The 20942-nt window shown below is 64.2% G+C and carries 26 protein-coding genes; 15 read left to right on the forward strand and 11 right to left on the reverse strand.

What is annotated here, in order from left to right:
* Positions 1 to 70: 70 nt before the first annotated feature.
* Positions 71 to 586, forward strand: coding sequence for a tetratricopeptide repeat protein (locus FA87_RS19830; protein WP_176167796.1), 516 nt, complete (start codon positions 71 to 73; stop codon positions 584 to 586).
* A gap of 99 nt (positions 587 to 685) precedes the next feature.
* Positions 686 to 1069, forward strand: coding sequence for a response regulator (locus FA87_RS07495; protein ID WP_052191206.1), 384 nt, complete (start codon positions 686 to 688; stop codon positions 1067 to 1069).
* Between the two features lie 19 nt (positions 1070 to 1088).
* Here the strand turns inward: FA87_RS07495 and FA87_RS07500 are convergent, their stop codons facing one another.
* Positions 1089 to 1787, reverse strand: coding sequence for an HAD family phosphatase (locus FA87_RS07500; RefSeq protein ID WP_051944255.1), 699 nt, complete (start codon positions 1785 to 1787; stop codon positions 1089 to 1091).
* A gap of 186 nt (positions 1788 to 1973) precedes the next feature.
* Here FA87_RS07500 and FA87_RS07505 point away from each other — a divergent pair, with 186 nt between their 5' ends.
* On the forward strand, positions 1974 to 2996 hold the full coding sequence (locus FA87_RS07505) for a DUF4105 domain-containing protein (RefSeq protein ID WP_036113892.1): 1023 nt from the start codon (positions 1974 to 1976) through the stop codon (positions 2994 to 2996).
* Here FA87_RS07505 and FA87_RS07510 read toward each other — a convergent pair.
* Entirely contained in the window at positions 2963 to 3982 is a 1020-nt protein-coding gene (locus tag FA87_RS07510) for a TraB/GumN family protein (protein WP_043697639.1), read from the reverse strand. The two genes, FA87_RS07505 and FA87_RS07510, sit on opposite strands and share 34 nt — an antisense overlap.
* A gap of 81 nt (positions 3983 to 4063) precedes the next feature.
* Here FA87_RS07510 and FA87_RS07515 point away from each other — a divergent pair, with 81 nt between their 5' ends.
* The 4 genes from FA87_RS07515 (at position 4064) to FA87_RS07530 (ending at position 5774) form a co-directional block, all read left to right on the forward strand.
* The gene (locus FA87_RS07515; protein ID WP_275041282.1) at positions 4064 to 4813 is read left to right on the forward strand and encodes an NAD(P)-binding domain-containing protein; all 750 of its coding nucleotides are present in this window, start codon (positions 4064 to 4066) and stop codon (positions 4811 to 4813) included.
* A 130-nt stretch (positions 4814 to 4943) separates the two neighbouring features.
* On the forward strand, positions 4944 to 5213 hold the full coding sequence (locus FA87_RS07520; protein WP_036113887.1) for a hypothetical protein: 270 nt from the start codon (positions 4944 to 4946) through the stop codon (positions 5211 to 5213).
* 66 nt (positions 5214 to 5279) lie between these two features.
* A complete protein-coding gene (locus FA87_RS07525) occupies positions 5280 to 5516 on the forward strand; it encodes a hypothetical protein (protein WP_036113884.1) in 237 nt (78 codons plus the stop codon).
* A gap of 15 nt (positions 5517 to 5531) precedes the next feature.
* Positions 5532 to 5774, forward strand: coding sequence for a DUF3820 family protein (locus tag FA87_RS07530; RefSeq protein ID WP_036113881.1), 243 nt, complete (start codon positions 5532 to 5534; stop codon positions 5772 to 5774).
* Positions 5775 to 5791: 17 nt separating this feature from the next.
* Here FA87_RS07530 and FA87_RS07535 read toward each other — a convergent pair whose 3' ends face one another.
* Positions 5792 to 6493, reverse strand: coding sequence for a Crp/Fnr family transcriptional regulator (locus FA87_RS07535; RefSeq protein ID WP_043693502.1), 702 nt, complete (start codon positions 6491 to 6493; stop codon positions 5792 to 5794).
* Between the two features lie 188 nt (positions 6494 to 6681).
* Here FA87_RS07535 and FA87_RS07540 point away from each other — a divergent pair, with 188 nt between their 5' ends.
* Positions 6682 to 6864, forward strand: coding sequence for a hypothetical protein (locus FA87_RS07540; RefSeq protein WP_043693505.1), 183 nt, complete (start codon positions 6682 to 6684; stop codon positions 6862 to 6864).
* Positions 6865 to 6988: 124 nt separating this feature from the next.
* Here FA87_RS07540 and FA87_RS07545 read toward each other — a convergent pair whose 3' ends face one another.
* A complete protein-coding gene (locus FA87_RS07545; protein ID WP_043693508.1) occupies positions 6989 to 8353 on the reverse strand; it encodes an amidohydrolase family protein in 1365 nt (454 codons plus the stop codon).
* 149 nt (positions 8354 to 8502) lie between these two features.
* Here FA87_RS07545 and FA87_RS21280 point away from each other — a divergent pair, with 149 nt between their 5' ends.
* Positions 8503 to 8628, forward strand: coding sequence for a hypothetical protein (locus tag FA87_RS21280; RefSeq protein WP_255349736.1), 126 nt, complete (start codon positions 8503 to 8505; stop codon positions 8626 to 8628).
* Between the two features lie 540 nt (positions 8629 to 9168).
* On the opposite strand, the gene FA87_RS07550 is transcribed toward FA87_RS21280, so the two are convergent.
* Together FA87_RS07550 and FA87_RS07555 are read right to left on the reverse strand one after the other, a co-directional pair.
* The gene (locus tag FA87_RS07550; RefSeq protein WP_036113872.1) at positions 9169 to 9354 is read right to left on the reverse strand and encodes a CsbD family protein; all 186 of its coding nucleotides are present in this window, start codon (positions 9352 to 9354) and stop codon (positions 9169 to 9171) included.
* A gap of 103 nt (positions 9355 to 9457) precedes the next feature.
* A complete protein-coding gene (locus tag FA87_RS07555; RefSeq protein WP_036113869.1) occupies positions 9458 to 10063 on the reverse strand; it encodes an NAD(P)H-dependent oxidoreductase in 606 nt (201 codons plus the stop codon).
* A gap of 371 nt (positions 10064 to 10434) precedes the next feature.
* On the opposite strand from FA87_RS07555, the gene FA87_RS20305 reads away from it, so the two are divergent.
* Complete coding sequence (locus FA87_RS20305; RefSeq protein WP_081996508.1) at positions 10435 to 10998, forward strand: hypothetical protein; 564 nt, start codon at positions 10435 to 10437, stop codon at positions 10996 to 10998.
* A gap of 66 nt (positions 10999 to 11064) precedes the next feature.
* Here the strand turns inward: FA87_RS20305 and FA87_RS20695 are convergent, their stop codons facing one another.
* Positions 11065 to 11226: a hypothetical protein gene (locus FA87_RS20695; protein WP_156108748.1), complete on the reverse strand. Its 162-nt coding sequence runs from the start codon at positions 11224 to 11226 to the stop codon at positions 11065 to 11067.
* Positions 11227 to 11586: 360 nt separating this feature from the next.
* Complete coding sequence (locus FA87_RS07565; protein WP_197062384.1) at positions 11587 to 12465, reverse strand: LysR family transcriptional regulator; 879 nt, start codon at positions 12463 to 12465, stop codon at positions 11587 to 11589.
* Between the two features lie 148 nt (positions 12466 to 12613).
* Between FA87_RS07565 and FA87_RS07570 the strand changes: the two genes are divergently transcribed.
* From FA87_RS07570 to FA87_RS07580, 3 genes are all read left to right on the forward strand, one after another.
* A complete protein-coding gene (locus FA87_RS07570) occupies positions 12614 to 13726 on the forward strand; it encodes an S-(hydroxymethyl)glutathione dehydrogenase/class III alcohol dehydrogenase (RefSeq protein WP_036113864.1) in 1113 nt (370 codons plus the stop codon).
* A gap of 9 nt (positions 13727 to 13735) precedes the next feature.
* Positions 13736 to 14152, forward strand: coding sequence for a ketosteroid isomerase-related protein (locus tag FA87_RS07575; protein ID WP_036113861.1), 417 nt, complete (start codon positions 13736 to 13738; stop codon positions 14150 to 14152).
* 62 nt (positions 14153 to 14214) lie between these two features.
* Positions 14215 to 15201: an MBL fold metallo-hydrolase gene (locus FA87_RS07580; RefSeq protein ID WP_043693514.1), complete on the forward strand. Its 987-nt coding sequence runs from the start codon at positions 14215 to 14217 to the stop codon at positions 15199 to 15201.
* A 33-nt stretch (positions 15202 to 15234) separates the two neighbouring features.
* Here the strand turns inward: FA87_RS07580 and FA87_RS07585 are convergent, their stop codons facing one another.
* Positions 15235 to 15819: an ABATE domain-containing protein gene (locus tag FA87_RS07585; RefSeq protein WP_043693516.1), complete on the reverse strand. Its 585-nt coding sequence runs from the start codon at positions 15817 to 15819 to the stop codon at positions 15235 to 15237.
* A 137-nt stretch (positions 15820 to 15956) separates the two neighbouring features.
* On the opposite strand from FA87_RS07585, the gene FA87_RS07590 reads away from it, so the two are divergent.
* Positions 15957 to 16913, forward strand: coding sequence for an alpha/beta hydrolase (locus FA87_RS07590; protein ID WP_043693519.1), 957 nt, complete (start codon positions 15957 to 15959; stop codon positions 16911 to 16913).
* 80 nt (positions 16914 to 16993) lie between these two features.
* Positions 16994 to 17218 (forward strand): RNA-binding S4 domain-containing protein, encoded by a 225-nt coding sequence (locus tag FA87_RS07595; RefSeq protein ID WP_036113850.1) that lies wholly within the window; start codon positions 16994 to 16996, stop codon positions 17216 to 17218.
* A 69-nt stretch (positions 17219 to 17287) separates the two neighbouring features.
* On the opposite strand, the gene FA87_RS07600 is transcribed toward FA87_RS07595, so the two are convergent.
* A complete protein-coding gene (locus FA87_RS07600; RefSeq protein ID WP_036113849.1) occupies positions 17288 to 17578 on the reverse strand; it encodes a hypothetical protein in 291 nt (96 codons plus the stop codon).
* A gap of 218 nt (positions 17579 to 17796) precedes the next feature.
* Positions 17797 to 20934: an error-prone DNA polymerase gene (locus tag FA87_RS07605; RefSeq protein WP_239709007.1), complete on the reverse strand. Its 3138-nt coding sequence runs from the start codon at positions 20932 to 20934 to the stop codon at positions 17797 to 17799.
* Positions 20935 to 20942: the final 8 nt, after the last annotated feature.

Genomic DNA, 20942 nt, shown 5'->3' on the forward strand with positions numbered 1-20942 from the left:
CGGTCGCGTCATAGGCGACAAGCTGTCCGGCACGGTGATGTGACAGGAGCAGGCGATGGTGATTTCGACGATGCGGGTTCCCCTCATGGCGGGCCTGCTCGCGCTGGCGGGTTGCGCCGCTCACGGAACCCTCCCCGAACCGCCCCGCATGCCGGATGTGCAGCAGCGGGAGCTCGAGGCCGACCGGGCGTATGCGCAGGGCGACATCCAGCATGCGGCCGATCTGTACGAGGCGATCGTGCAGGTGCTGCCTGATGATGCCGATGCCTGGTTCCGACTGGGAAATGCGCGTTTTCGGCTGCAACGGCCCGATGACGCCGTCGCCGCCTACGGGAGGGCGATCCAGATCAAGCCGGATCACGCGCGTGCGCTGTACAACATGGGCGTCGTCCGGCTGAAGCAGGCGCAGGCCGCGATGATCGCCAGCGCGCAGGCGGGAAGGCCGGGTGACCCGTTGCGCCGCGATAGCGGCCACATCGCGCAGCGGCTGGCCAGGGTGGGCGATGACCTCGGCTCACAGGGCAAGGGCGACGGCGGCGCGCCACCGTTTATCGTCGAATCGTCCGACGCGACGGCGTCCCCGTAGCGGCGCGCGGCACGAAGCCGGTCGAACGATGTATGGCCGGCTGAGTCAAAGCGGAGTAGCGTCGGACCGCGAGTTTTTTCGCTTGAGCTCGAGGGGACCATGAGTCGTACTCACGTCACAGGGCGGGCGCTTGTCTTCGAAGATCACCCCGGTCTGGCGGCTGCCCTCGCCGACCTGCTCGAGGAGCGGCTGGGCTACGCGGTCGCCGCATCGGCATCGTGCATCGAAGAGGCCATCCGGCTCGCCCATGTCGAACACTGCGATGTGGCGGTGGTCGACCTCGACCTGCAAGGCGTGATGGCGTATCCCGCGCTCGACGAGCTGAAGCGCCGCGGTATTCCCTACGTGCTCGCCACCGGTACCCTGCCGGTGGATATCCCCGGGAGATACCGCGCACCGCTGGTCTACAAACCCTATAGCCTCAGGGAACTGGAGGACGCGGTGCATGAAGCCTGCACGGGCCGCCATCGTATGGGGGCGTGATCGCGGCGTGCGAGGACGATCAGTGGGCCGGTGCCTCGCTGGGACTCGCGCCACAGACCTCGCGCAGCCAGAGGTTGACGTCGTCGAGACCGGTGACCACGGTCGCGCACAGCCGCCGCAGCTCGGCCGAGGGCTGCTGCAGGTCGGGCACCATGATGGTTGGCATGCCCGCGGCGACCGCGGAACGTACGCCGGCCTGGGAGTCCTCCAGCGCGAGGCAGACGCCGGCGGCCTTGTTGAGGATGCGGGCCGCACGGAGGTAGGGATCGGGGAAGGGTTTGCACCGCTCGCAGTCGCCGGCCGCGACGAGCGCGTCGAAGCGGTCACGCAGGCCGAACGCTTCGAGGTGATGAATCGCGGTCCGGTGCGGGGACGATGTAGCGATGGCGCGGGGCAGGCTGAGCTCATCGAGTGTATCGAGCAGCGCGGTGACACCGGGTTTCAGACGCAGGTCGGTGTCCATCATGGCGTGGTAGCGCCGCGAGGCACTGTGCCAGACGGTATCGAGGTCGAGTTCGTCGCCGACGTGCTCGCGCAACAGCATGCGCGCCGCGTGGCCGTGCAGTCCGACCATGCGCTGGCAAAGTGACAGCGGCAGATGGATGCCTGCCTCCTCGGCCGCTGCGAGAAGGGCATCGCGGTAGAGCGCCTCGGTATCGAAGAGGACGCCGTCCAGATCGAAGACAATCGCCTGCGGTATCGCCGGAAAACGGACCATGCCACCCCCGAAATCGGCCGGACCGGGCGCGACGCCCGGTAACGTCACGAAAATAACGCGGTTTTCGATGCGATGCCATAGACCGAACGGGCAAACGATGTCGTGGTGTTTGCGTTCGCGGTCGTGGCGGGCGACGCTTATGCGATCTGTCCTTCGAGTCCATGAGCCTCCATGAGAAAACGCCGGATGTTTGCCCGTGGCCTGGCCGGCGCGTTCGCGGGGCTGCTGCTGTTTCTTTCCGGTGCCTGGGGTGCCATCGCCCTGGTTTACCAGTTGCCGGGGCCGCAGGCCGCAAGGATCGCGGGCGCCTGCGTGTGGAGTGTCCTGTGGCTCGGGCTGGCCGCCGCGCTGTTCGGCTGGCGTGTGTGGTGGGCGCCGCTGGCCATGCTGGTCGCCTTGATCGCTCTGCTGGGATGGTGGACGACGGTCCGGCCCACTCATGACCGTGTCTGGGCCGACGATGTGAACCGGTTGCTGTCAGGTGAGGTGAGCGGGTCACGGGTCACGTTACACAACGTGCGTGATTTCAGCTGGCGTACCGAGACCGACTACGACCAGCACTGGGAAACCCGCGAGTACGACCTCGACCACCTGACCGATGCCGACGCGATCCTGTCTTACTGGTCCAGCGAAGCCATCGCGCACGCCATGCTGTCGTTCGGATTCGACGATGGCCGCCACGTGGTGTTCTCGGTCGAGATCCGGCGTGAGCGCGGAGAGGCCTTTTCCGAAATCGGCGGCTTCTTCAAGCAGTTCGAACTGATCCTGCTGGCGGCCGACGAGCGGGACATCGTGCGCGTCCGCACCAATGTGCGTGGCGAGGACGATTACATCTTCCCGCTGCGCATGCCGCGCGAGGCGATGCGTTCGTTATTCGTTTCCTACGTGGAGGCAGCGAATCAGCTGGTCAGGCAGCCCCGGTTCTACAACACCGTGACGTCCAACTGCACGACCATCGTGTACCGGATGGCGCGGCGCATCGACCGTGGTCTGCCGCTCGATCCCCGACTGTTGCTTACCGGCTATCTGCCGGAATATCTGATGGACAACGGTACGCTCGACCGGCGTCTGAGCGTGGAAGAGTGGCGTCGGCTCGGGCGCATCACCGACCGTGCGCGAGCGACGGAGCAGGGGGATGATTTCTCCGCCGCGATCCGGGTTGGCGTACCACCCGCTCAGTCGCCCTCATCGGGTGCGAGCACGCTGTAACCCTTCGCCTTCAGTGCGCTGAGGTAGCCATTGCCGCCGAGCAGGTCGTCGAGCGGCACGATGGCGATGGTCTGCGTATTGCTCGCCATCGCGGCATCCACGGCGGCGAGCCAGCGTTCGCGCACGGCCCTGGGTACGTCGGTCAGGCCGATCTGCTGCGCTACGCCGCTGTCGGTGGCCGCGTTCATGCAGGTGATCCGCTGCTTCGCCGTGCGGTCGTCCTGGAGCGCGGCGATGTCGCCCGTGGCCCAGGCGTTGGCGCGTGCGGTCATGTCGGCCAGCTGAGCATCGATGTTGTCGATGCTCTGGGCGAAGCAGGAGACATCGTCCAGGGTCGATTTCTTGAACGACTTCACCGCCGCACGGGGGTCGTCGACCAGCAGGGTGTATTCGACCGGCACCTGCTTTACGCCATGTTTGGTCGCCAGGTCCATGACCGTGCGGGTGACGCCCCCTGACCTCGCCAGTCCGCTCTGGCGCACAGCCGACTTGTACAGTTCCAGCACGGCAAAAATGGGCCGGTAACGCTCGACCTTGCGGTCGTCGCCGATGTACTTCGCCTTGACGGTCAGCCACCGCGCGTAGACGTCCGGGGGAACGGATTCCTGCAGCGTCTTGCCGTCGGGCGAATTGCGTACGCCGATCAGGGACGGCAGCAGGACCAGGCGGCCGAAGAATCCGGTGTTCGGCTTGATCTCGACTTTCGGCGGGAGGATCAGGGCATCGGTATGGCTCAGAGCGTCGTCGATCTCGGCGGTCTGCCAGCTCATGTTCTTTGGCAACGGCGTCAGCGTGCCGAGAATCAGCAACGTGTGCTCCCCTCGCGTCACCTTCCAGAGTCCCGGGCCCGGCTGCACGCCACTGACGGTCACCGCCTCCAGCGTGGGCACGGACGAGGCAGGCGCCGGCAGGGTCGTCTGGGCGAGGGCGGGCGCCATCGCCAGGAGGAGGGAGCCGAGCAGGGCGAGGGTGCGGGTCGGGGTCATGGGCGAGAAGGCTAAAGGGAAGACGATGAACGGACGAGTGTCGGTCGGCACAGCTGGGCAATCACCAGGTGCTCGCCCGCCATTCACGGCGGATCACGAACATGGACGTCTCCCCCGGACTGGAGTTCCTTCGCTATGAAAATCGGCATTATCGGCGCTGGCAATATCGGGCAGGCTCTGACCCGGCGGTTTCGCGAAATCGGTCACGAGGTGCTGATCGCAAATTCGCGCGGCCCGGAAACGCTTTCCGGCCTGGCGAAAGAGACGGGTGCGGTAGCCGTCACGGCCCACGAGGCGGCGCGCGGTGGCGAGGTCGTTATCGTCACGATCCCGGAATCGCGCATTCCCGGCCTCCCCTCGGACCTCTTTGCCGGCGTCTCGCCGGAGACCGTGGTCGTCGACACCGGCAACTACTACCCCCGCGAGCGGGACGGTCGTATCGCACCCATCGAGGAGGGTGTCCCGGAAAGCCAGTGGGTCGCCGATCAGCTCGGCAGGCCCGTGATAAAGGCGTTCAACAATATTTACGCCGAACATCTGCGCACTCACGGCAAGCCCTCCACGGCGGATAAGCGCATCGCCCTTCCGGTGGCTGGGGACGATTCCAACGCCAAGGCCACGATCCTGAAGCTCGTCGACGAGCTGGGTTTCGATGGAGTGGATGCGGGCACGCTCGCGGAGTCCTGGCGGCAGCAGCCGGCCAGTCCGGTTTATGGCACCGACCTCGACCTCGAAGGGGTGCGGCAGGCTCTGCTCGATGCGACGCGCGAGCGGCGTCCCGAATGGCGGGCGACGTCGGAGAGTCCGGGCACCTACGACGCGCCGAAGTGAGTTGCGTCGTGACCGCTATGTGAAGGATTTTCGGGCATTTCTTCCATTGTGGGGACACGTGCGAACGGATAACCTTGCGCATCCATCTCCGCAGCCGACCTTTCTCGCGATACGCGAAGGCGTCTGCGGAATGCACGAGGTTACGCATTTCTTCATGGCCCTGGTGATCTACGACATTCCGTTCAGCCCCGACCTCGCGGGCTTGTGGCACGTCCAGATGAATGGCGTGCCGATGGAAAACTTCGAAACTCGCGTCGCCGCGATAGCGTACGCCGTGCAGCAGTCCAAGCTGCTCGGCGTGCAAAGCGGCCTGCAGGTGCTCGTCTCCGTGGAAGGCGCGGACGGTATCTGGCGGGAATTCGAATCCAACGCCAAGCGGCCCGTCGCCGGTCTGCAATAGCACGGCTGCACGTCACGTTGATCCGCGATGCATACGATGGAGGGAAGAAGGAGGAACATCCCACCCATGACGCATCGAAAGATTGGTTACTTCGACGTGGAAGGCACGTGCTACGTTGCCAAGCCCGGCCGCTGGCGCGGTAAATACGTCATCAGCGAGGACGGCGACGAGATCGCCGAGAAGCTCTGCGTTACCCTCCACGAGAATGAAGAAGACGCGTGCGCGGAGGGCATGACCCTTGGTGTCGCGGCGGCGCGCACGTTGATGAAGGAACGCGAAGGCTTCGATCCCGGCGACGAGTAGGGCTGGAATTTCGGCATGACCGATCCGAACGACGCTTTTCGTCAGGACCTCGCCAAGCTCGCCACCGCGATCATGCCCTTCGGTAAGTTCAAGGGAAGGGCGATCGCCGATCTGCCGGGCAACTATCTCGCGTGGTTTGCCCGGGAGGGCTTTCCTCCCGGCGAACTCGGACGCCTGCTGGCGATCATGCTGGAGCTCGACCATAACGGTCTGCGTCGCCTGCTCGATCCCCTGAGGTCCGGGCCGCCCCGTGCATGACGCGGGCGGATCGATCGCTAGCCGCGCAGAGCGGCCTCGTCGGTGACCTCGATACCATTTGGAAGGATGGCGATGGCACCCTCGGCGCGGAGCTTCCCCAGCATGCGCGTAACGGTGGCCGAGCTCATCCGGAGGTAGGAGCCGATATCGTCGCGGGACATGGGCAGGGGAACGAAAGGGCTGGCCCCTTCGAAACGACGCCGCCGGTCGAGCAGGTCGACCAGGAAAGAGCGAACGCGCGACGCGGCCAGCCCGTCCGCCGCGTGGGCCGCACTGACTCGTTCACGCCGGCGCAGCGAGCGTAGGTGTCGGGTCAGCGCGTCGTTGTGCTCGCAGAGTTCGTCGGTCGCGGCGCGCGGAAAACGGCAGAACCACGTCTTGCCGACGGCCACGACGGATGCGTTATGTGTGCCGGTCCTGGCGACGTCCAGCGCGAAGAGTTCACCCGGCAGATGAAACGCGACCACCCGGCCATCGCCGACCGTTTTGGCCATGCCACTGACGACGGCGAAGGCGGCGCGATGCGGGGCATCGGGCTGCACCAGCCGGTCGCCTTCGGAAAACGGACCGACGCGTTCGACTACGCCACGCATGTCGAGCAGCTCGGGATCGCCGCCACGTGTTGCTTCGCAGACGGCGGCGTAACGACACGACGCATTGCAGTACACCGACGGACGGCGGGCGACGGACTGACTGGCGACGGCCTGGGCCTGGTACACGATGGGACCTCCCGCGCGCCGGAAGCGGCGCGTGAGTGGATTTTAGGCCTCCGCCGGGATGTCCTCCGCGAAAATCAGTCGGGTGCGCCTTTTTGTCGCAGATTTTTTCGGCTCAAGGATTGACGTGGCCCGGTTTTTGCCTTAGTAAGAGCGATGGGGGAATACCAGAAAAGGGGGCCTTCAAGGCCATGGCACGTCGATCCACGCTTTTGCCCGACATCGATACCGACATCGCCTCTTTGCCCGACGGGTTCGTCCCGGGAACGGTGGCACCTTTCGTGATGCGCTATGGCACCGATTTCCTGGTGGCCATGCAGCGCGCGGCGCAGGTGCACGATGCCGAGCGACCTGCGGAACCTGAAACGGCCTGACGCTAAGGCGCCGTCGGCCCCAGCAAATGGGGGCCAGCGAGCGGAGCATGGCTTTGTCTTCGACGAGCAGCACACGCTGGCCGCACCGTGACACTCGACGGGCTCGATGTGGGTGGGTTGGGCATCAGGGCGTGAACGCGTCGACCTTACCGCTGACCTGGCGGCCGCGCTGCCACACCGCGGAAATTTTCGTGGTCGCTTCGATATCGCCCGACGGATCGGCGTCGAGAACGATGAAGTCGGCCCGCTTGCCCCTGGCCAGGACGCCGCGGTCGTCAAGACCCAGGAGTTCGGCGGCACGCTGGGTTGCGATCTGAATCGCCTGCATCGGCGTGAGGCCCGCATCGACCATGAGGGCGAGCTCACGGTGCTCGGCAAATCCGGGAATGCGTAGCGGCATCGCACCGGCATCGGTGCCGAAGCCGATCCTCACACCTGCGTCGTAAAGTGTCTTCAGGTTCTTCAGATTGGTTTGCAGCGCTTCTTCGTTGGTCCTGGTGGAGCCGTCGTTCTGCACGCGATCGCGCCACGCGGTATCGGCGAACTGCCTGGCCAGGGCGGGCTGCACTGCGTGGGTGAAGAAGGGCTGGTCCATCCACGCCGGATGACGGGCATAGATATAAGCGGCCTCGTTGAGATCGAGCGTGGCGATATACCAGGTCCCGTGCTGCTTCATCGCCTGGACGAAGGCGCTGTCCACCGGTCGGTCGCGTACACCGTGAGCGAGTATGTCGACGCCCGCATCCACCAGCTGGCGTGCATCGTCGAGGTAATAGACGTGCGCCGCGACGCGCAGATGTCTGGCGTGCGCCTCATCGATGACCGCGTGCCAGATCTCCGGTTTCATCTTGACGGGCAGGCTGCCGTTGAAGTCGTCCACCCAGATCTTGACGATGTCGGTGCCGCGTTCCGCTGCGGCGTCGACGGCGGCGCGTGCCTCGTCGGGGGTGGAGGGGCGGTCCAGCTGATTCGGGCCGACCTGCATCATCTTTGCCGGCGGCGCACCGTTGGGCACGCCGATCCCGCGATCCGCGCCGAAGAGATCGGCGCCGTCCGCTTTACCCGCATGCAGGTCGGCACGCAGCGGGTAGAACACGTCGGGGTTGTTGACCCCGAGCGAGGTGACCGTGGTGACGCCGTAGGCACGCCACTGCCTCAGCTGGCGCAAGGCGTTGTCGCGCGTGTATAGATCCGGCGTACCACTGCGGGTCCCGTCGACCGAGCCGATGTGACCGTGGTCGGAAATCAGTCCCGGTACGATCGTCTTGCCGGTGTAGTCGACGACCGTGGTGTCCTTCGGCATCTTCACCCGGAGACCGGCGCCCAGCATCGTGATCCGGTCGCCGTCGATGACCATCGTGACATCCTCCCGCGCGGGGCCGCCGGTGCCGTCGAGAAGGCGCGCGCCCCGGATCACCGTGGCCGCACCGGCGGCAGGGCACGCGGCGACCAGAGCAAGAGCGAGCAGGGTAGGACGGAGCAGATTCATCGTAAATCCTTGAGGCGGGTACCCGTCACGAATAATGCACGACGTGCGAAGACGGTGTCGTTGCGAAAACGGCGGTGGCGACGAAATCACACCCGTTGCACGCGCCCCGATAGACGCTTGCGCCCTGACACAATGCGGAGGGACGTTCGATGGATGAGGAAAAGAGTGTGGTTCCGGAAAAGCAGAAGGGTGGCATCGGCTACATTCTGCTGTGGTTGCTGGGCGTGCCGATCCCCGTGCTGCTGCTGATCTTCCTGGTACGCGGCTGCACCTGATCGACGCCATGCGGTAGCGCGCCCTCAAACGGCGCGCTACCGCTGTCCTACCTCGACCCTGTCCGAAGTTTCGACGTTTCCGCAGGACCGCATGCTCTCGGCTTCGTCTTGGAAGCCGGCATGTCCCGCTCCATCCTCCCACGTAGCCCCGGCATTGACATGCTGCGCGGCCCCAGCATCCTGCTGGTGGTCTCCCATCATCGCGTTCCGCGCAGGTTTGCTCTCGCCGCGCCGTGATGGAGAGTTCGTCCGTCTCTCACGGGCATCGGTTTGATGCCGCTGGACGTGATGATTTTCTGGCGGGGGGGCATGCGCTGCGCTACCGCCACATGCGGATACTGATCGGCGCGGCGACCGCCCTCATGCTTGCCTCGCCGGAAGCGGGCCGTGCATGGTCCGGGAGGGGGCGGCTACCGGGCGGGCGAGTTACGAGATCTGAACCGATGGATACGAGACTGCGTGGTGCGGCCAGGTAGTACCGGCGCTGACGTCGGCTGAAAGGCGCGGGGGATCCTGAGCGGACCCCCCGACGCAAAGCACTTAGTGCTTGCGGCTTTCGTCGCGTACCTGGTCCGCAGCCTTGCCTACTTCTTTCTGGACCTTGCCGGCATTCTTTTCGATGTTGCCCGCGGCCTCTTTCGCGTGATTGCCCGTAACCTTGCCGACGCCTTCCTTCACGGCGCCCTTGATCTCGTGCTTCATGCCTTCGGTGCGATTCTTATCCATGGTGCGTTCCTCTTCAGGCTCTGCGTCATTCGCAGCGTGACCTGTTTACGCCCTCTCCCCATGAGTGACCTGTGAAGCGTGCGTTTCGTCGAATTCACCGTGCTCAGGGTGCAGGATAGTTCGACGCCTTGAGAAGCGTGGCGAGATGCGCGGCGTTGGTCGTCAGCGTTGCGATCGTTTTGGCCACCTTTTCCGGGGTCTTCTTCAGATCGATGTAATTGGTGTCGGACATCGCTTCGCCTACCCAGTAGGCCGAGCTGCCTGCGGGAATCGTGAAGCCGACATCGGCGAGCGCCTGGTAGATCTCCGCGGTCACGTGGTGCGCGCCGTCCTCGTTACCGACGACACCGACCAGACCGACCTTCCCGAACGTGGGATACCGTCCGTCATCACCGATATCGCCGAGGATTGCATCCATGCGTTCGAGCACGCGTTTGCTGACGCTCGAAGGCTGACCCATCCAGATCGGTGTGGCGATGACAAGAATATCCGCCGCCATGATGCGCTGGCGCAGCGCCGGCCACTCATCACCCTCGCCCTCATCGTGACTGACACCGGGTTTGATGTTCAGATCGACGACCCGTACGCTTTCGGTCTCGACGTCGTACTTTTTCAGGCCGTCGAGCAACTGATCCAGCAGCTTCTGACTTGATGATGGCTTGGGCGAGGCACTGAGCGTGCAGTTCAGGCCGAGGGCTTTCAGTGTCATGCGCGTGCTCCGTGGACAGGTCCAGGAACGTTGGGCAGGCGTCCGTGTAACGAGCGTCGTTCCCGCGTGCATGACGTGGGAATGACGATCGGATCACGCGGGGCGGGGCAGTCTCGCTGGACGACGCCGCCGATGGACACGCCACCATGCAAAGCCCTTACATTCCCGAAACCCCTGGTCGCTCGCCAGTGATACCTGAAGAGGCTCCGGTGACTCCTCGACCGGAAATGCCCGGCGGCAACCCCGGCTCGGATCGACCGCAGGAAACGCCGCCCCATCCAGATGACCCCGAGGGCGATGCCCCGCCGCCTGAGGCGCCGGAAGCGTTGGCGATCCGAATTCCCTGAAGCGACTGCCGGAGGAGACACGCCATGCCTGAGAAAAAAACACTCGCCAGGGCAAAAAAGGACAAGCGCGAAGGTAAGTCCTCGTCGACCCAGGCGGGCGAATTCGTTCACGAGGAAATAGAGCACATTCGCGAGGGCAGGCACGGCGCCCGGTCGGCAAAGCAAGCCATTGCGATCGGGCTATCCAAGGCGCGGCGCGCTGGTATCAAAGCGAAACCCGCCAGGACGGCGAGTAAGGCGACGAAGAAGAAGGCTGCCCAGGACACCAGGGCGTCCGCTAAAAAATCCGCCACAACGAAGGCGCCGGCGAAACGCCCGGCTGCCCGGAAAGCGGCGCCGAAGAAGACTTCAGTCGTGAAGGAGACCTCCGCCGCCCGTTCCCGGGCAAGCAGCAAGGCGCTCAAGCGCGAGGGTAAGTCCGCTGCGTCTGAGCGGGCGCTGTCAGTGCAGGCGAGAAAAAGTGCGTCGAAGCGGACGGCCACAAGCCGCTCGACCGCCGCGAAGAAAGCCGCTCGCACCAAAGGTGCTACGGGAAGGAAAACCGCCGCGAAGAAAGCAGCGAAGACACGGGCGCGTAAGACGCCCTGACGCAAGAAGGCCCGCCGCGTGGCAGGCCTTCTGCTTATGCTCGACCGGCCAGGTGGCGCAGGCGCCTTAGACCGAGTCGCCGCTCAGACGGCTGGCGACTTCGCCGAGCCAGTCGTAGCCGTCCATCTCACCGCCGAAGAGGTCGAGACCGGTGCTGCTGTCGCCGGCCTGGAAGCCCGTCGAGTATTCGAAAGTGGTGATGCCGTAATCGTTGCGAAGTTCGTTCATAGTCGTTTCTCCCAGTCGTCAGTGACCGGATATCGAAAGCGTGGGCACCTGCGCCGCCGGTCTTTGGCGCGGTGTGGACCCGCTGATATCGCTGGTCCGTTTCGTTTGGTGAACAATCGGTTCGTTAGTCTTTCGTCATCGCCCTATCGGCTTAATTTCTGAACTAACGAGTTTAGTACACGCCCTTTCTATGGGCGCCCTGGGACATTACAAGGGGTCTCAGGCATCGAATCGTTGGACAGCGCTTGTAAGGAAAAGGTTCAAACGATTTTCCGGTCGAGCCGACCGAGGACCTCTTTCGAACCCTTACCTGCGGCTTTCGTTCGCCGTTTCAGCCGTATCCGTTAACCCTAGTTTAACTCAAACGGGTGTTTGACGCCACGGGGGTGTTGCCAGCCGTTCAACAAGGAAGTCGGCAAGCTGGCGCACCTTGGGCGACAGGTGGCGGCTCTGGGGATAAACCAGCCAGACGGAGCCATGGTCATAGCGCCAGCTGTCGAGCACGGACACCAGTGAGCCGTCCGTCAGGGCTTGCTCGACGTAGAAGTCGGGCAGCTGCGCGATCCCAAGTCCGCGACGGACGGCGTCGAGCAGGGCCTGCCCGGAACTGGCGCGATATCGGCCACGCACAGGCCGCTGTCGGGGCTGTCCGTGCTCGGCGAAGATCCAGTGGCTTGCCGACCCGAGCAGCAAGGTATGACTCGTCAGATCATCAGGGGTTGCCGGTGCGGGATGGCTGGCGAGATACGCGGGCGAGGCGACCACGAAGAGCCGACGCTCGCCAAGACGGCGCGCCACCAGGTTCGAGTCGGGCAGCAACCCGGTGCGTACCGTCAGGTCGTAGCCCTCCTCGATCAGGTCGACCGTCCGGTTCGAGAAATCCATGTCCACGCCCAGCTGAGGGTGTGCGGCAAGAAATTCATTGACCAGCGGGGCAACGTAACGCTCGCCGTAGGTGGTCGCCAGGCTGATCCGGAGGTTGCCGCGCAAACCGTCCTGAAAGTCCACAATCGCCTGGTCGGCGGCATCGAACCCTTCGAGGAGGTGTCTGGCGTGCTCATAGTAAAGACGGCCGGCGTCGGTGAGGCGGAGTTTGCGGGTGGTCCGGTGCAGCAACTGGGTGCCCAGCCGCTGCTCCAGCGCGCTGACCGCCCGGCTGATGAAAGCCGTCGAGAGGTCGAGGCTGCGGGCTGCAGCCGAGAAGCTGCCCAGCCGCACGACCTCGACAAAGGCGTCCATCCCATCCCATGCGCGCATCGATCTTTGCTCTCAGGTAAAAATGCTTCACGTGCCGGATGGCTAATCGATCGGGCGCGGCATGACTAAAATCCCCGATTCACCGGCGCTGGCGCCGGGTCCATCGTCATTGTAAGAGGAAGATCCGACCATGAAGTCTCGTGCCGCCGTTGCCTGGGAAGCAGGAAAGCCGCTGTCCATCGAAGAAATCGACGTCCAGGGCCCAAAGGCGGGCGAGGTGCTGGTCCGCATCGTCGCCACGGGCGTGTGCCATACGGATGCCTACACGTTGTCAGGCGACGACCCGGAAGGCGCCTTCCCGGTGATTCTCGGGCACGAAGGTGGCGGCATCGTGGAAGAGGTCGGCGAGGGCGTCACCTCGCTGAAGCCCGGCGATCACGTGATCCCGCTGTACACGCCGGAATGTGGCGAGTGCAAGTTCTGTCTGTCGGGCAAGACCAACCTCTGCCAAAAGATTCGCGTGACGCAGGGCAAAGGGCTGATGCCGGACGGCACCTCACGTTTCTCGCTGGGTGGTAAGCAGCTGCTGCACTACATGGGCACCAGCACCTTCAGCGAATACACGGTCCTGCCGGAGATCTCGCTGGCGAAGATCAACAAGGATGCGCCGCTGGACAAGGTCTGCCTGCTCGGCTGCGGCATCACCACCGGCATCGGCGCTGTGCTGAACACCGCCAGGGTGGAGCCGGGTTCGACCGTCGCGGTCTTCGGCATGGGCGGCATCGGTCTCTCGGTGGTGCAGGGCGCGGTCATGGCGAAGGCCAGCCGGATCGTCGTGGTCGATACGAACCCCTCGAAGTTCGAGATGGCGAAGATGCTGGGCGCGACCGACTGCATCAATCCGCGCGACTACCCGGATACGCCGATCCAGCAGGTGATCGTGGACCTGACCGACGGTGGCGTGGACTATTCGTTCGAATGCATCGGCAGCGTCGATGTCATGCGCGCCGCGCTCGAGTGCTGCCATAAGGGCTGGGGCGAGTCGATCATCATCGGCGTCGCCGGTGCCGGTCAGGAGATCCGAACCCGGCCTTTCCAGCTGGTGACGGGTCGTGTGTGGCGTGGTTCCGCGTTCGGCGGCGTGAAGGGGCGTAGTCAGTTGCCCGGCTATGTAGACCGTTACATGGGTGGCGAGATCAAGATCGATCCGATGATCACGTATACGATGGGGCTGGAAGACATCAACCGTGCCTTCGACCTCATGCATGAGGGCAAGGCCATCCGCTCCGTCATTCTTTTCTGAAAAAAGCCGATGAACGAAACTCTCGACCTGATCCGCCGCTATTACGACGCCTTCAATCGTGCCGACTGGACCGCGATGCTCGATCTGCTCGACGAGCATGTGGCACACGATATCAATCAGGGCGGCCGCGAATCCGGCCGCGCCCGCTTCGCGGCTTTCCTGGAGCGCATGAACGTGAGCTACAGCGAGCAGCTGAAGAACATCGTCGTGATGGCGAACGCGGAGGGTACGCGTGCGGCCGCCGAGTACATCGTCCACGGTGAGTACAAGGCGACCGACGAAGGGTTGCCCTTTGCCCAGGGCCAGTCTTACGTTCTGCCGGGTGGTGCCTTCTTCGATGTCGCGAACGGCCGGATCACCCGCGTGAGCAACTACTACAACCTCGAGGACTGGCTCGCCCAGGTCCGGCGCGTCGAGGTGGACTAGGCCTTGAACGAGGCGAAACGGGCCGCAGGTCTTTCTGCGACCCGTTTCCGAGCACGCCACGCATGGCATGGACCAATCCGTTTCACGATCCCTCGAAGCCTCATCACACCGCGGAGGGATTCCGTAACCTCGAACCGGAAACGCGTCCACCGGACGGCCTCAGGCGCTGGCGAAGGGAACGCAAGGAGCAAGGCCTGCCCAAGCCGCCCGAGGGCGGTTACGAGTCTTTCTCACGCCGCTGGTGGCAGGGTGCGGATGTGTCAGGTGACGCCGATGCGGCGTGGTGGCTGGGTCATGCCACGGTCCTCGTGCGCAAGGCGGGGCTTACGGTCCTGACCGATCCGGTGCTCAGCCGCCGCGCGTCGCCGCTGTCGTTTCTCGGGCCAGCGCGCCGCACCGTGGCCCCGGTGGATGTCGCATCGCTGCCGGCGATCGATGTGGTGGTGATCTCTCACAATCACTACGACCATCTCGACAAGGCGACCGTGCACGCGCTCTCGCGGCGCTTTCCCGATGCCGTCTTCCTGGTGCCGCTCGGCCTCAAGCGCTGGTTCGATCGTCAGCGTATCGGCAACGTACGGGAACTGGACTGGTGGGCGACCACCGACGTGCGTGGCGCAACGTTTACCTTCGTCCCCGCGCGGCACTGGAGCGCGAGAACCTTGTGGGATCGCAACCGCTCACTATGGGGTGGCTGGGTGATGGCTCATGAGGGCTTTCGTTTCTGGTTCGCCGGCGACACGGGCTACTCGGACAAGCTGGCCGAGATCGGCCGTCGCACCGGGCCGATCGATCTGGCGGCCATTCCCATCGGAGCCTACGCACCGCGCTGGTTCATGCATGGCCAGCACGTGGATCCGGCCCAGGCCGTGCAGTTGCATCGCGAGATCGGGGTGCGGCGCTCCATCGCCATTCACTGGGGCGTTTTCGAACTGGCGGACGATCCGCTGGACGAGCCGCCGCAATTGCTCGGCGAGGCGCTGACGCAGTCGGGCCTGTCCGCGGACGACTTCATGCTGCTGCCGATCGGCGGACGCACGTCGCTCTGAGTTTTCGCTCTGAGCTCCGTCGCGAGACGGGGCTCAGCCGCGTTTGCGGGCGCGGAAAGCGGCGACTTTCATCCGATTGCCGCACATTGCCTGACTGCACCAGCGGCGGTGGTGTGACTTCGTGCGGTCGTGAAACCACAGCGTGCAATCGTCGCTCTCGCACTGGCGGACCAGGTTGAAATCGGCCTTCACCAGGAGGGACGCGATCGCCTCGGCAACGGGCAACAGGGCGGCCACGGGGCCGTCCGCGCGCTGGCGATCGATAAGCGCGGGCGCTTCGCCGGTCGACCAGTCGAGCTGACGATAGGCACTGCTCTGCGCGAGAACCGCGTTCAGCGGCTCGGCATTGCCATGCTCTCCGCGTTTGCGCAGAGCGACCAGATCGCGGGCGTTGTCACGAAGGACGCGGGCGGACGCCAGCAGCGTATCCGGCTCTTCCCCTGTAAGGGGCGCTGTCGGCAATCCGGCGGCGGAGAGCCAGTCGTACAAACCCTGCACGGTTTGAAAATGGTCGTGCCGCGCTTCTCCGACGCCATAGCTGCTGTTGATGAAATCCAGTGCCAGGTCGTCGCCGACGAAGTGAGGCGCGGGCGAGTTGTGGTCGGTCGGGGTCTTCATGAATGAGTCCGCGTGGCGTGGTGTGCAGTGTAACTTGCAAAGTATCTATTGACCAGTTACTCATAGCTGAGTAACCTTCAAAAACGCAACTAACAAGTTACATCCTTGCCTCACGACCGCCTGCCCGGAGAATTCTCATGCACTTCAGAACCCTGCTAGCCAGCAGCATCCTGTCCGTCGCCGCCGTCGGCGGGGCGACCGCGGCGCCGTCACCGTCGACGGTCGACACCACCGTTCACTACCGTTTCGCCGAGGCGGACGGCGTCAGGGTGTTCTACCGCGAAGCCGGCGACCCGAGGGCTCCCACGGTCCTGCTGCTGCACGGCTTTCCCACCTCGTCATTCATGTACCGGAATCTGATCCCGCTCCTCGCCGATAGGTACCATGTGGTCGCGCCCGATCTGCCGGGCTTCGGGCTGACCGAGGTGCCCGACGGTGCGCGGTACACGTATACGTTCGATCGTCTCGCCACTACTGTGAATGCCTTCACCCAGGCACTGGGCCTGAAGCGCTATGCCATCGAGGTTTTCGACTACGGCGCACCGGTCGGCTGGCGCCTCGCGGCCGCTCATCCCGAGCGAATCACGGCGATCGTTACGCAGAACGGCAATGCCTACGAGGAGGGCCTTAGCACCGGCTGGAATCCGATCCAGACCTACTGGAAGGAGCCGACGGACGCTCACCGACAGGCCTTGCGCGAGTTCCTTACGCTGGATGCCATCAAGTGGCAGTACACCCATGGCGTCGCCGATCCGACGCTGGTCGCGCCGGAAACCTATGCGCTGGATTTCTCGCAGGTATCCCGCAGGGGCAATGCGGATATCCAGCTCGACCTGTTTCTGGACTACAGGAACAATGTGGCGAAGTATCCGTCGTTCCAGGCCTATTTCCGGAAATACCAGCCGCCTCTGCTCGCTGTGTGGGGAAAGAACGATCCCTTCTTCCTGCCGCCGGGTGCGGAGGCGTTCAAGCGCGATCTGCCCCGGGCCGAGGTCAGGTTCTACGACACGGGCCATTTCGCGCTGGAGACACATGGCGCGGAGATCGGTGCGGAGATCCGCCGTTTCCTCGACAGGGTCGTGCCGCGGGATTGACCTGGGAGATCGGGCGATTGCGTTTCCGGGTGGCCGGGAGTGTTCTAATGGCGCACCGATACTGAAGCGAAGCCACCGTCATGCCGTTCCATGAATTCCGCCTCGAAGGCGACTATGTCGAACTCAACCTGCTACTCAAGCTCACCGGCATCGTCGCCAGCGGTGGCGAGGGCAAGCATCGGGTCGCCGACGGTCTGGTTGCCGTGGACGGGGTGACGGAGATGCGCAAGACCTACAAGGTGCGTGCCGGACAGGTCGTGACGATCGGCAGCGACGAGATCAGCGTCCTGCCCGAAATCGACTGACGTTTTTGTCGCATGCATGAAAAAACCCGGGGCCGTGAGGCCCCGGGTTTTTGCGTTCCAGCAAGCGAATTACATGCCCGAGCTGGACGACTTGGCCGGCTCGGTGCCGGTCGTGGTGGTGGCCTTCTTGTGCTTCTTGTGGGTCGACTTCATCGCGCCGCTGGAATCGGCAGCCTTGGAGTCGCCGCTCATCGAGCTGTTGCTGTCCATTTTCATGGAATCGTTGCTCGTATGCGTCTGCGACCCGGCGGTGGAGGCCGGCGTGGGCGCGGGCTTCGAAGCGGCGTCCTGAGCCATGGCGGTACCGCCGAAAGCCATACAGCCAGCCAGCATCGCGACGATCAGTTTCGTGTTGCGCATGACGAAATCTCCTGGAACTTATGGCGCCTTGGGGAAACATTGCGACGCGCGGCGCATGCGCATCGCTCACCGGTAGACCGGACCTGACGGGTTTAGCAAACGCTATCGCGTTTTCACTGAACGTTGCTCCTGCAAAGCAGCAATTTCTCGGGGAACCGTTCAGCCGAAAATTAGCGTGCATTAAGTGACGGCAAGGGTCGCAGGGCGTGAGGGGGGTGTCAGTGAAAATCGCGGGAGACGGAGCCCAGTTGCGGAAGCAGGTCGCTGAAGTCATGCAGGCGGCTGGCAACGAGATGGCGCACGCCCTCGATCGACTGCCACTGGCCGTCGACCGCCAGCAATACCGCGTCCAGCAAGGCCTGACGGCAGGCTTCGGCCACCCTGGGCCGCACGATCACATTCACCTGTCCGGTCTCGTCCTCGAGCGTGACGAAGGTGATGCCACTGGCCGTCTGGGGGCGCTGACGCACGGTGACGAGACCGGCGTGTCGCAGCCAGATGCCGTTGCGTTCGCCTTCGAGGTCGCGCGCCCGCCGGACCCGACGCGCCTGCAAGTTCTTGCGAATCAACCCTAACGGATGAGCGGTGAGTGAAAGGCCGACCGTGGCGTAATCGGCGAAAACATTTTCGGCAGTCGTCGGAGGGCGCAGCGTGGCATGTTCCTCGGCAACCGTATCCAGCAAGGGCAATGTCCGTTCGATGCCTGAGCTTTCCCAGCGGGCGCGGTGTCTGTGACCACTGAGCACACGGAGTGCGCCGGCATCGGCGAGGCGTTCGCGTTCGAAACGGTTGAGACCCGCACGGCGGGCCAGATCCGCGAGATCGCGCAGCGGCGAGGCCTCGCGTGCACTGACGATGCGCGCGCCCAGATCGGCCGACAGGCCGGCGATCTGGCGCAGGCCCAGGCGCAGGGCGAAGCGATCGTCCTTCCATGGCTCGAGCGTGCAGTCCCAGTGGCTGGTGGTCACATCGGGCGGCCGTACTTCAAACCCGTGGCGGCGCAGGTCCGCGACGAGTTGCGCGGGCGCGTAGAACCCCATCGGCTGGCTGTTGAGCAGGGCGCAGCAGAAGATCTCCGGATGGTGACATTTCAGGTAGGACGAGGCGTAAGCGATCAGGGCGAAGCCGGCCGCGTGCGATTCGGGAAAGCCATAGCTGCCGAAGCCCTGGATCTGGTCGATGATCTGCTGGGTGAACTCCGGCGTGTAGTTGTTCTTCGCCATGTTCCGGCGGATCTTCGGCTCGAATTTCTGCAGCCCGCCGCGTCGTTTCCAGGCGGCCATCGAACGGCGCAGGTCGTCGGATTCGCCAGGCGAGAAATCCGCCACCACCTGCAGGATCGCCATCACCTGTTCCTGAAAAATCGGTACGCCCAGCGTACGCTCCAGCACCGGCCGTACGCCGTGTTCGTAGTGGATCTCCCCGGACGGCATCTGTCGCCGCTGCAGGTACGGATGCACCATGCCACCCTGGATCGGACCCGGGCGAACGATCGCCACCTGGATCACCAGATCGTAATAGCAGGCCGGCTTCAGACGCGGCAGCATCGACATCTGCGCGCGCGATTCGATCTGGAACACGCCGACGGTATCGGCCCGCTGGATCATCGCGTAGGTCGGACCGTCGTCCATGGGGATGTCGGCCAGGCGCCGGTAGTCGATACCGCGATGCGTACGCAGCATGTCGATCGCCTTGCGCATGCAGGTGAGCATGCCCAGCGCCAGGCAATCCACCTTGAGCAGCTTCATCGTCTCCAGGTCGTCCTTGTCCCACTGGATGATGGTGCGGTTATCCATCGCCGCGTTCTCGACAGGCACGAGGTAATGCAACGGCGTATCGGAGATAACGAAACCGCCCACGTGCTGGGACAGGTGACGTGGCATGCCGCTGAGTTCCTGCACCAGTACCACCAGCTGCCGGATGGTGCGACTGGCGATATCGAAGCCACGCTCCTGCAGGCGCTGGATGATGGAGACCTCGCCATGCGCATGGGAATACGCATGACTGAGCTGGTCGAGCTGGTCTTCCGAAAGACCGAGCGCACGACCCACATCGCGTGCGGCGCTCTTGGGCCGGTAGCTGATCACCGTGGCGGCAAGGGCGGCGCGCTCACGGCTGTACTTGTCGAACACGTACTGCAGGACTTCTTCGCGACGCTCGTGTTCGAAATCGACGTCGATATCCGGCGGCTCGTCGCGTTCCAGGGAGATGAATCGTTCGAACAGGGTGGTGATCTGGTCGGGATTCACTTCGGTGATGTGCAGGCAGAAACAGACCACCGAGTTCGCCGCCGAACCGCGTCCCTGGCAGAGGATTCCGCGTGAACGCGCAAAGCGCACGATGTCCTGCACGGTCAGGAAGAAGGCCTCGTAGCGCTGTCGGGCGATGAGGTCCAGTTCCTTCTCGATGCGCTCGACCAGCGCGGATGCGACGCCATCGGGCCAGCGCAACGCCGCGCCTTCGTAGGTGAGCTGGCGCAGCCAGGCGGCGGGGTCCTTGCCTTCGGGAACCAGTTCCCGGGGGTAGACATAGTTGATCTTGCGAATGTCGAAACCGATGCAGCGCGCGGCGACGACGGCGGTCTCGTCCAGCATGTCGCGCGGGTAGATGCGGTCGAGCGTCTCGCGCCGGCGCAGATGGCGTTCTCCGTTGGGAAACAGATCGTGGCCCGCCTCGGCCACCGTGCGGTTGAGACGGATCGCTGTCATGACGTCCTGCAGGGCGCGCCGGCGACGCAGGTGCATGTGTACATCGCCTGCCGCGACACAGGGCAGGGCGTGGCGCGCGGCAAGGTCGCGCAACGCGTCCAGTTCGGCCTCGTCGTGCTGGGACCGGTGCAGTTCGACGGCCAGCCACGCGCGGCTTTTGAAGTGCGTTGCCACCCATGCCGCCCGGCTCTCGTGTGTCGCCATGCCGGTGGCCGCCAGCGGGCCGGGCGCCCAGAGCAGGCACAGTCCGTCGGCGAGATTCTCCAGATCGGCACGATGCAGTTCGTAATGGCCCTTGGTTGCACGTCGCCGACCCAGCGTGATCAGCCGGCACAGCTCGGTATAGCCGTCCTGGTTTTCGACGAGGAGAACGATGACGGTGCCGTCGGAGAGTCGGAATTCGCTGCCGACGATCATCGGTAAACCGACTTCGAGTGAGGCCTCGAGACCTCGAACGATGCCTGAGAGCGAGCATTCGTCGGTGATCGCCAGTGCGGTGTAGCCGATTTCCCTGGCTCGCTCGAAGAGCTCGCGTGCGCTCGATGCCCCGCGCTGGAAACTGAAATCGCTCAGCGCATGCAACTCCGCATACGCCGGGACGTCGACATCCCCATCGTTGGCGGGCAGTGTAAGTACGAGAGGCAGCACAGCGGGAC

Origin of the sequence: Luteibacter sp. 9133, from assembly GCF_000800155.1 — a bacterium.
Lineage (GTDB): Bacteria > Pseudomonadota > Gammaproteobacteria > Xanthomonadales > Rhodanobacteraceae > Luteibacter > Luteibacter mycovicinus.

Coding starts and splice junctions, on each gene's coding strand:
- FA87_RS19830 (WP_176167796.1), top strand. CDS start 71: ATGCGGGTTCCCCTCATGGCGGGCCTGCTCGCGCTGGCGGGTTGCGCC.
- FA87_RS07495 (WP_052191206.1), top strand. CDS start 686: ATGAGTCGTACTCACGTCACAGGGCGGGCGCTTGTCTTCGAAGATCAC.
- FA87_RS07500 (WP_051944255.1), bottom strand. CDS start 1,787: ATGGTCCGTTTTCCGGCGATACCGCAGGCGATTGTCTTCGATCTGGAC.
- FA87_RS07505 (WP_036113892.1), top strand. CDS start 1,974: ATGTTTGCCCGTGGCCTGGCCGGCGCGTTCGCGGGGCTGCTGCTGTTT.
- FA87_RS07510 (WP_043697639.1), bottom strand. CDS start 3,982: ATGACCCCGACCCGCACCCTCGCCCTGCTCGGCTCCCTCCTCCTGGCG.
- FA87_RS07520 (WP_036113887.1), top strand. CDS start 4,944: ATGCACGAGGTTACGCATTTCTTCATGGCCCTGGTGATCTACGACATT.
- FA87_RS07525 (WP_036113884.1), top strand. CDS start 5,280: ATGACGCATCGAAAGATTGGTTACTTCGACGTGGAAGGCACGTGCTAC.
- FA87_RS07530 (WP_036113881.1), top strand. CDS start 5,532: ATGACCGATCCGAACGACGCTTTTCGTCAGGACCTCGCCAAGCTCGCC.
- FA87_RS07540 (WP_043693505.1), top strand. CDS start 6,682: ATGGCACGTCGATCCACGCTTTTGCCCGACATCGATACCGACATCGCC.
- FA87_RS07545 (WP_043693508.1), bottom strand. CDS start 8,353: ATGAATCTGCTCCGTCCTACCCTGCTCGCTCTTGCTCTGGTCGCCGCG.
- FA87_RS21280 (WP_255349736.1), top strand. CDS start 8,503: ATGGATGAGGAAAAGAGTGTGGTTCCGGAAAAGCAGAAGGGTGGCATC.
- FA87_RS07550 (WP_036113872.1), bottom strand. CDS start 9,354: ATGGATAAGAATCGCACCGAAGGCATGAAGCACGAGATCAAGGGCGCC.
- FA87_RS07555 (WP_036113869.1), bottom strand. CDS start 10,063: ATGACACTGAAAGCCCTCGGCCTGAACTGCACGCTCAGTGCCTCGCCC.
- FA87_RS20305 (WP_081996508.1), top strand. CDS start 10,435: ATGCCTGAGAAAAAAACACTCGCCAGGGCAAAAAAGGACAAGCGCGAA.
- FA87_RS20695 (WP_156108748.1), bottom strand. CDS start 11,226: ATGAACGAACTTCGCAACGATTACGGCATCACCACTTTCGAATACTCG.
- FA87_RS07565 (WP_197062384.1), bottom strand. CDS start 12,465: ATGGACGCCTTTGTCGAGGTCGTGCGGCTGGGCAGCTTCTCGGCTGCA.
- FA87_RS07570 (WP_036113864.1), top strand. CDS start 12,614: ATGAAGTCTCGTGCCGCCGTTGCCTGGGAAGCAGGAAAGCCGCTGTCC.
- FA87_RS07575 (WP_036113861.1), top strand. CDS start 13,736: ATGAACGAAACTCTCGACCTGATCCGCCGCTATTACGACGCCTTCAAT.
- FA87_RS07580 (WP_043693514.1), top strand. CDS start 14,215: ATGGCATGGACCAATCCGTTTCACGATCCCTCGAAGCCTCATCACACC.
- FA87_RS07585 (WP_043693516.1), bottom strand. CDS start 15,819: ATGAAGACCCCGACCGACCACAACTCGCCCGCGCCTCACTTCGTCGGC.
- FA87_RS07590 (WP_043693519.1), top strand. CDS start 15,957: ATGCACTTCAGAACCCTGCTAGCCAGCAGCATCCTGTCCGTCGCCGCC.
- FA87_RS07595 (WP_036113850.1), top strand. CDS start 16,994: ATGCCGTTCCATGAATTCCGCCTCGAAGGCGACTATGTCGAACTCAAC.
- FA87_RS07600 (WP_036113849.1), bottom strand. CDS start 17,578: ATGCGCAACACGAAACTGATCGTCGCGATGCTGGCTGGCTGTATGGCT.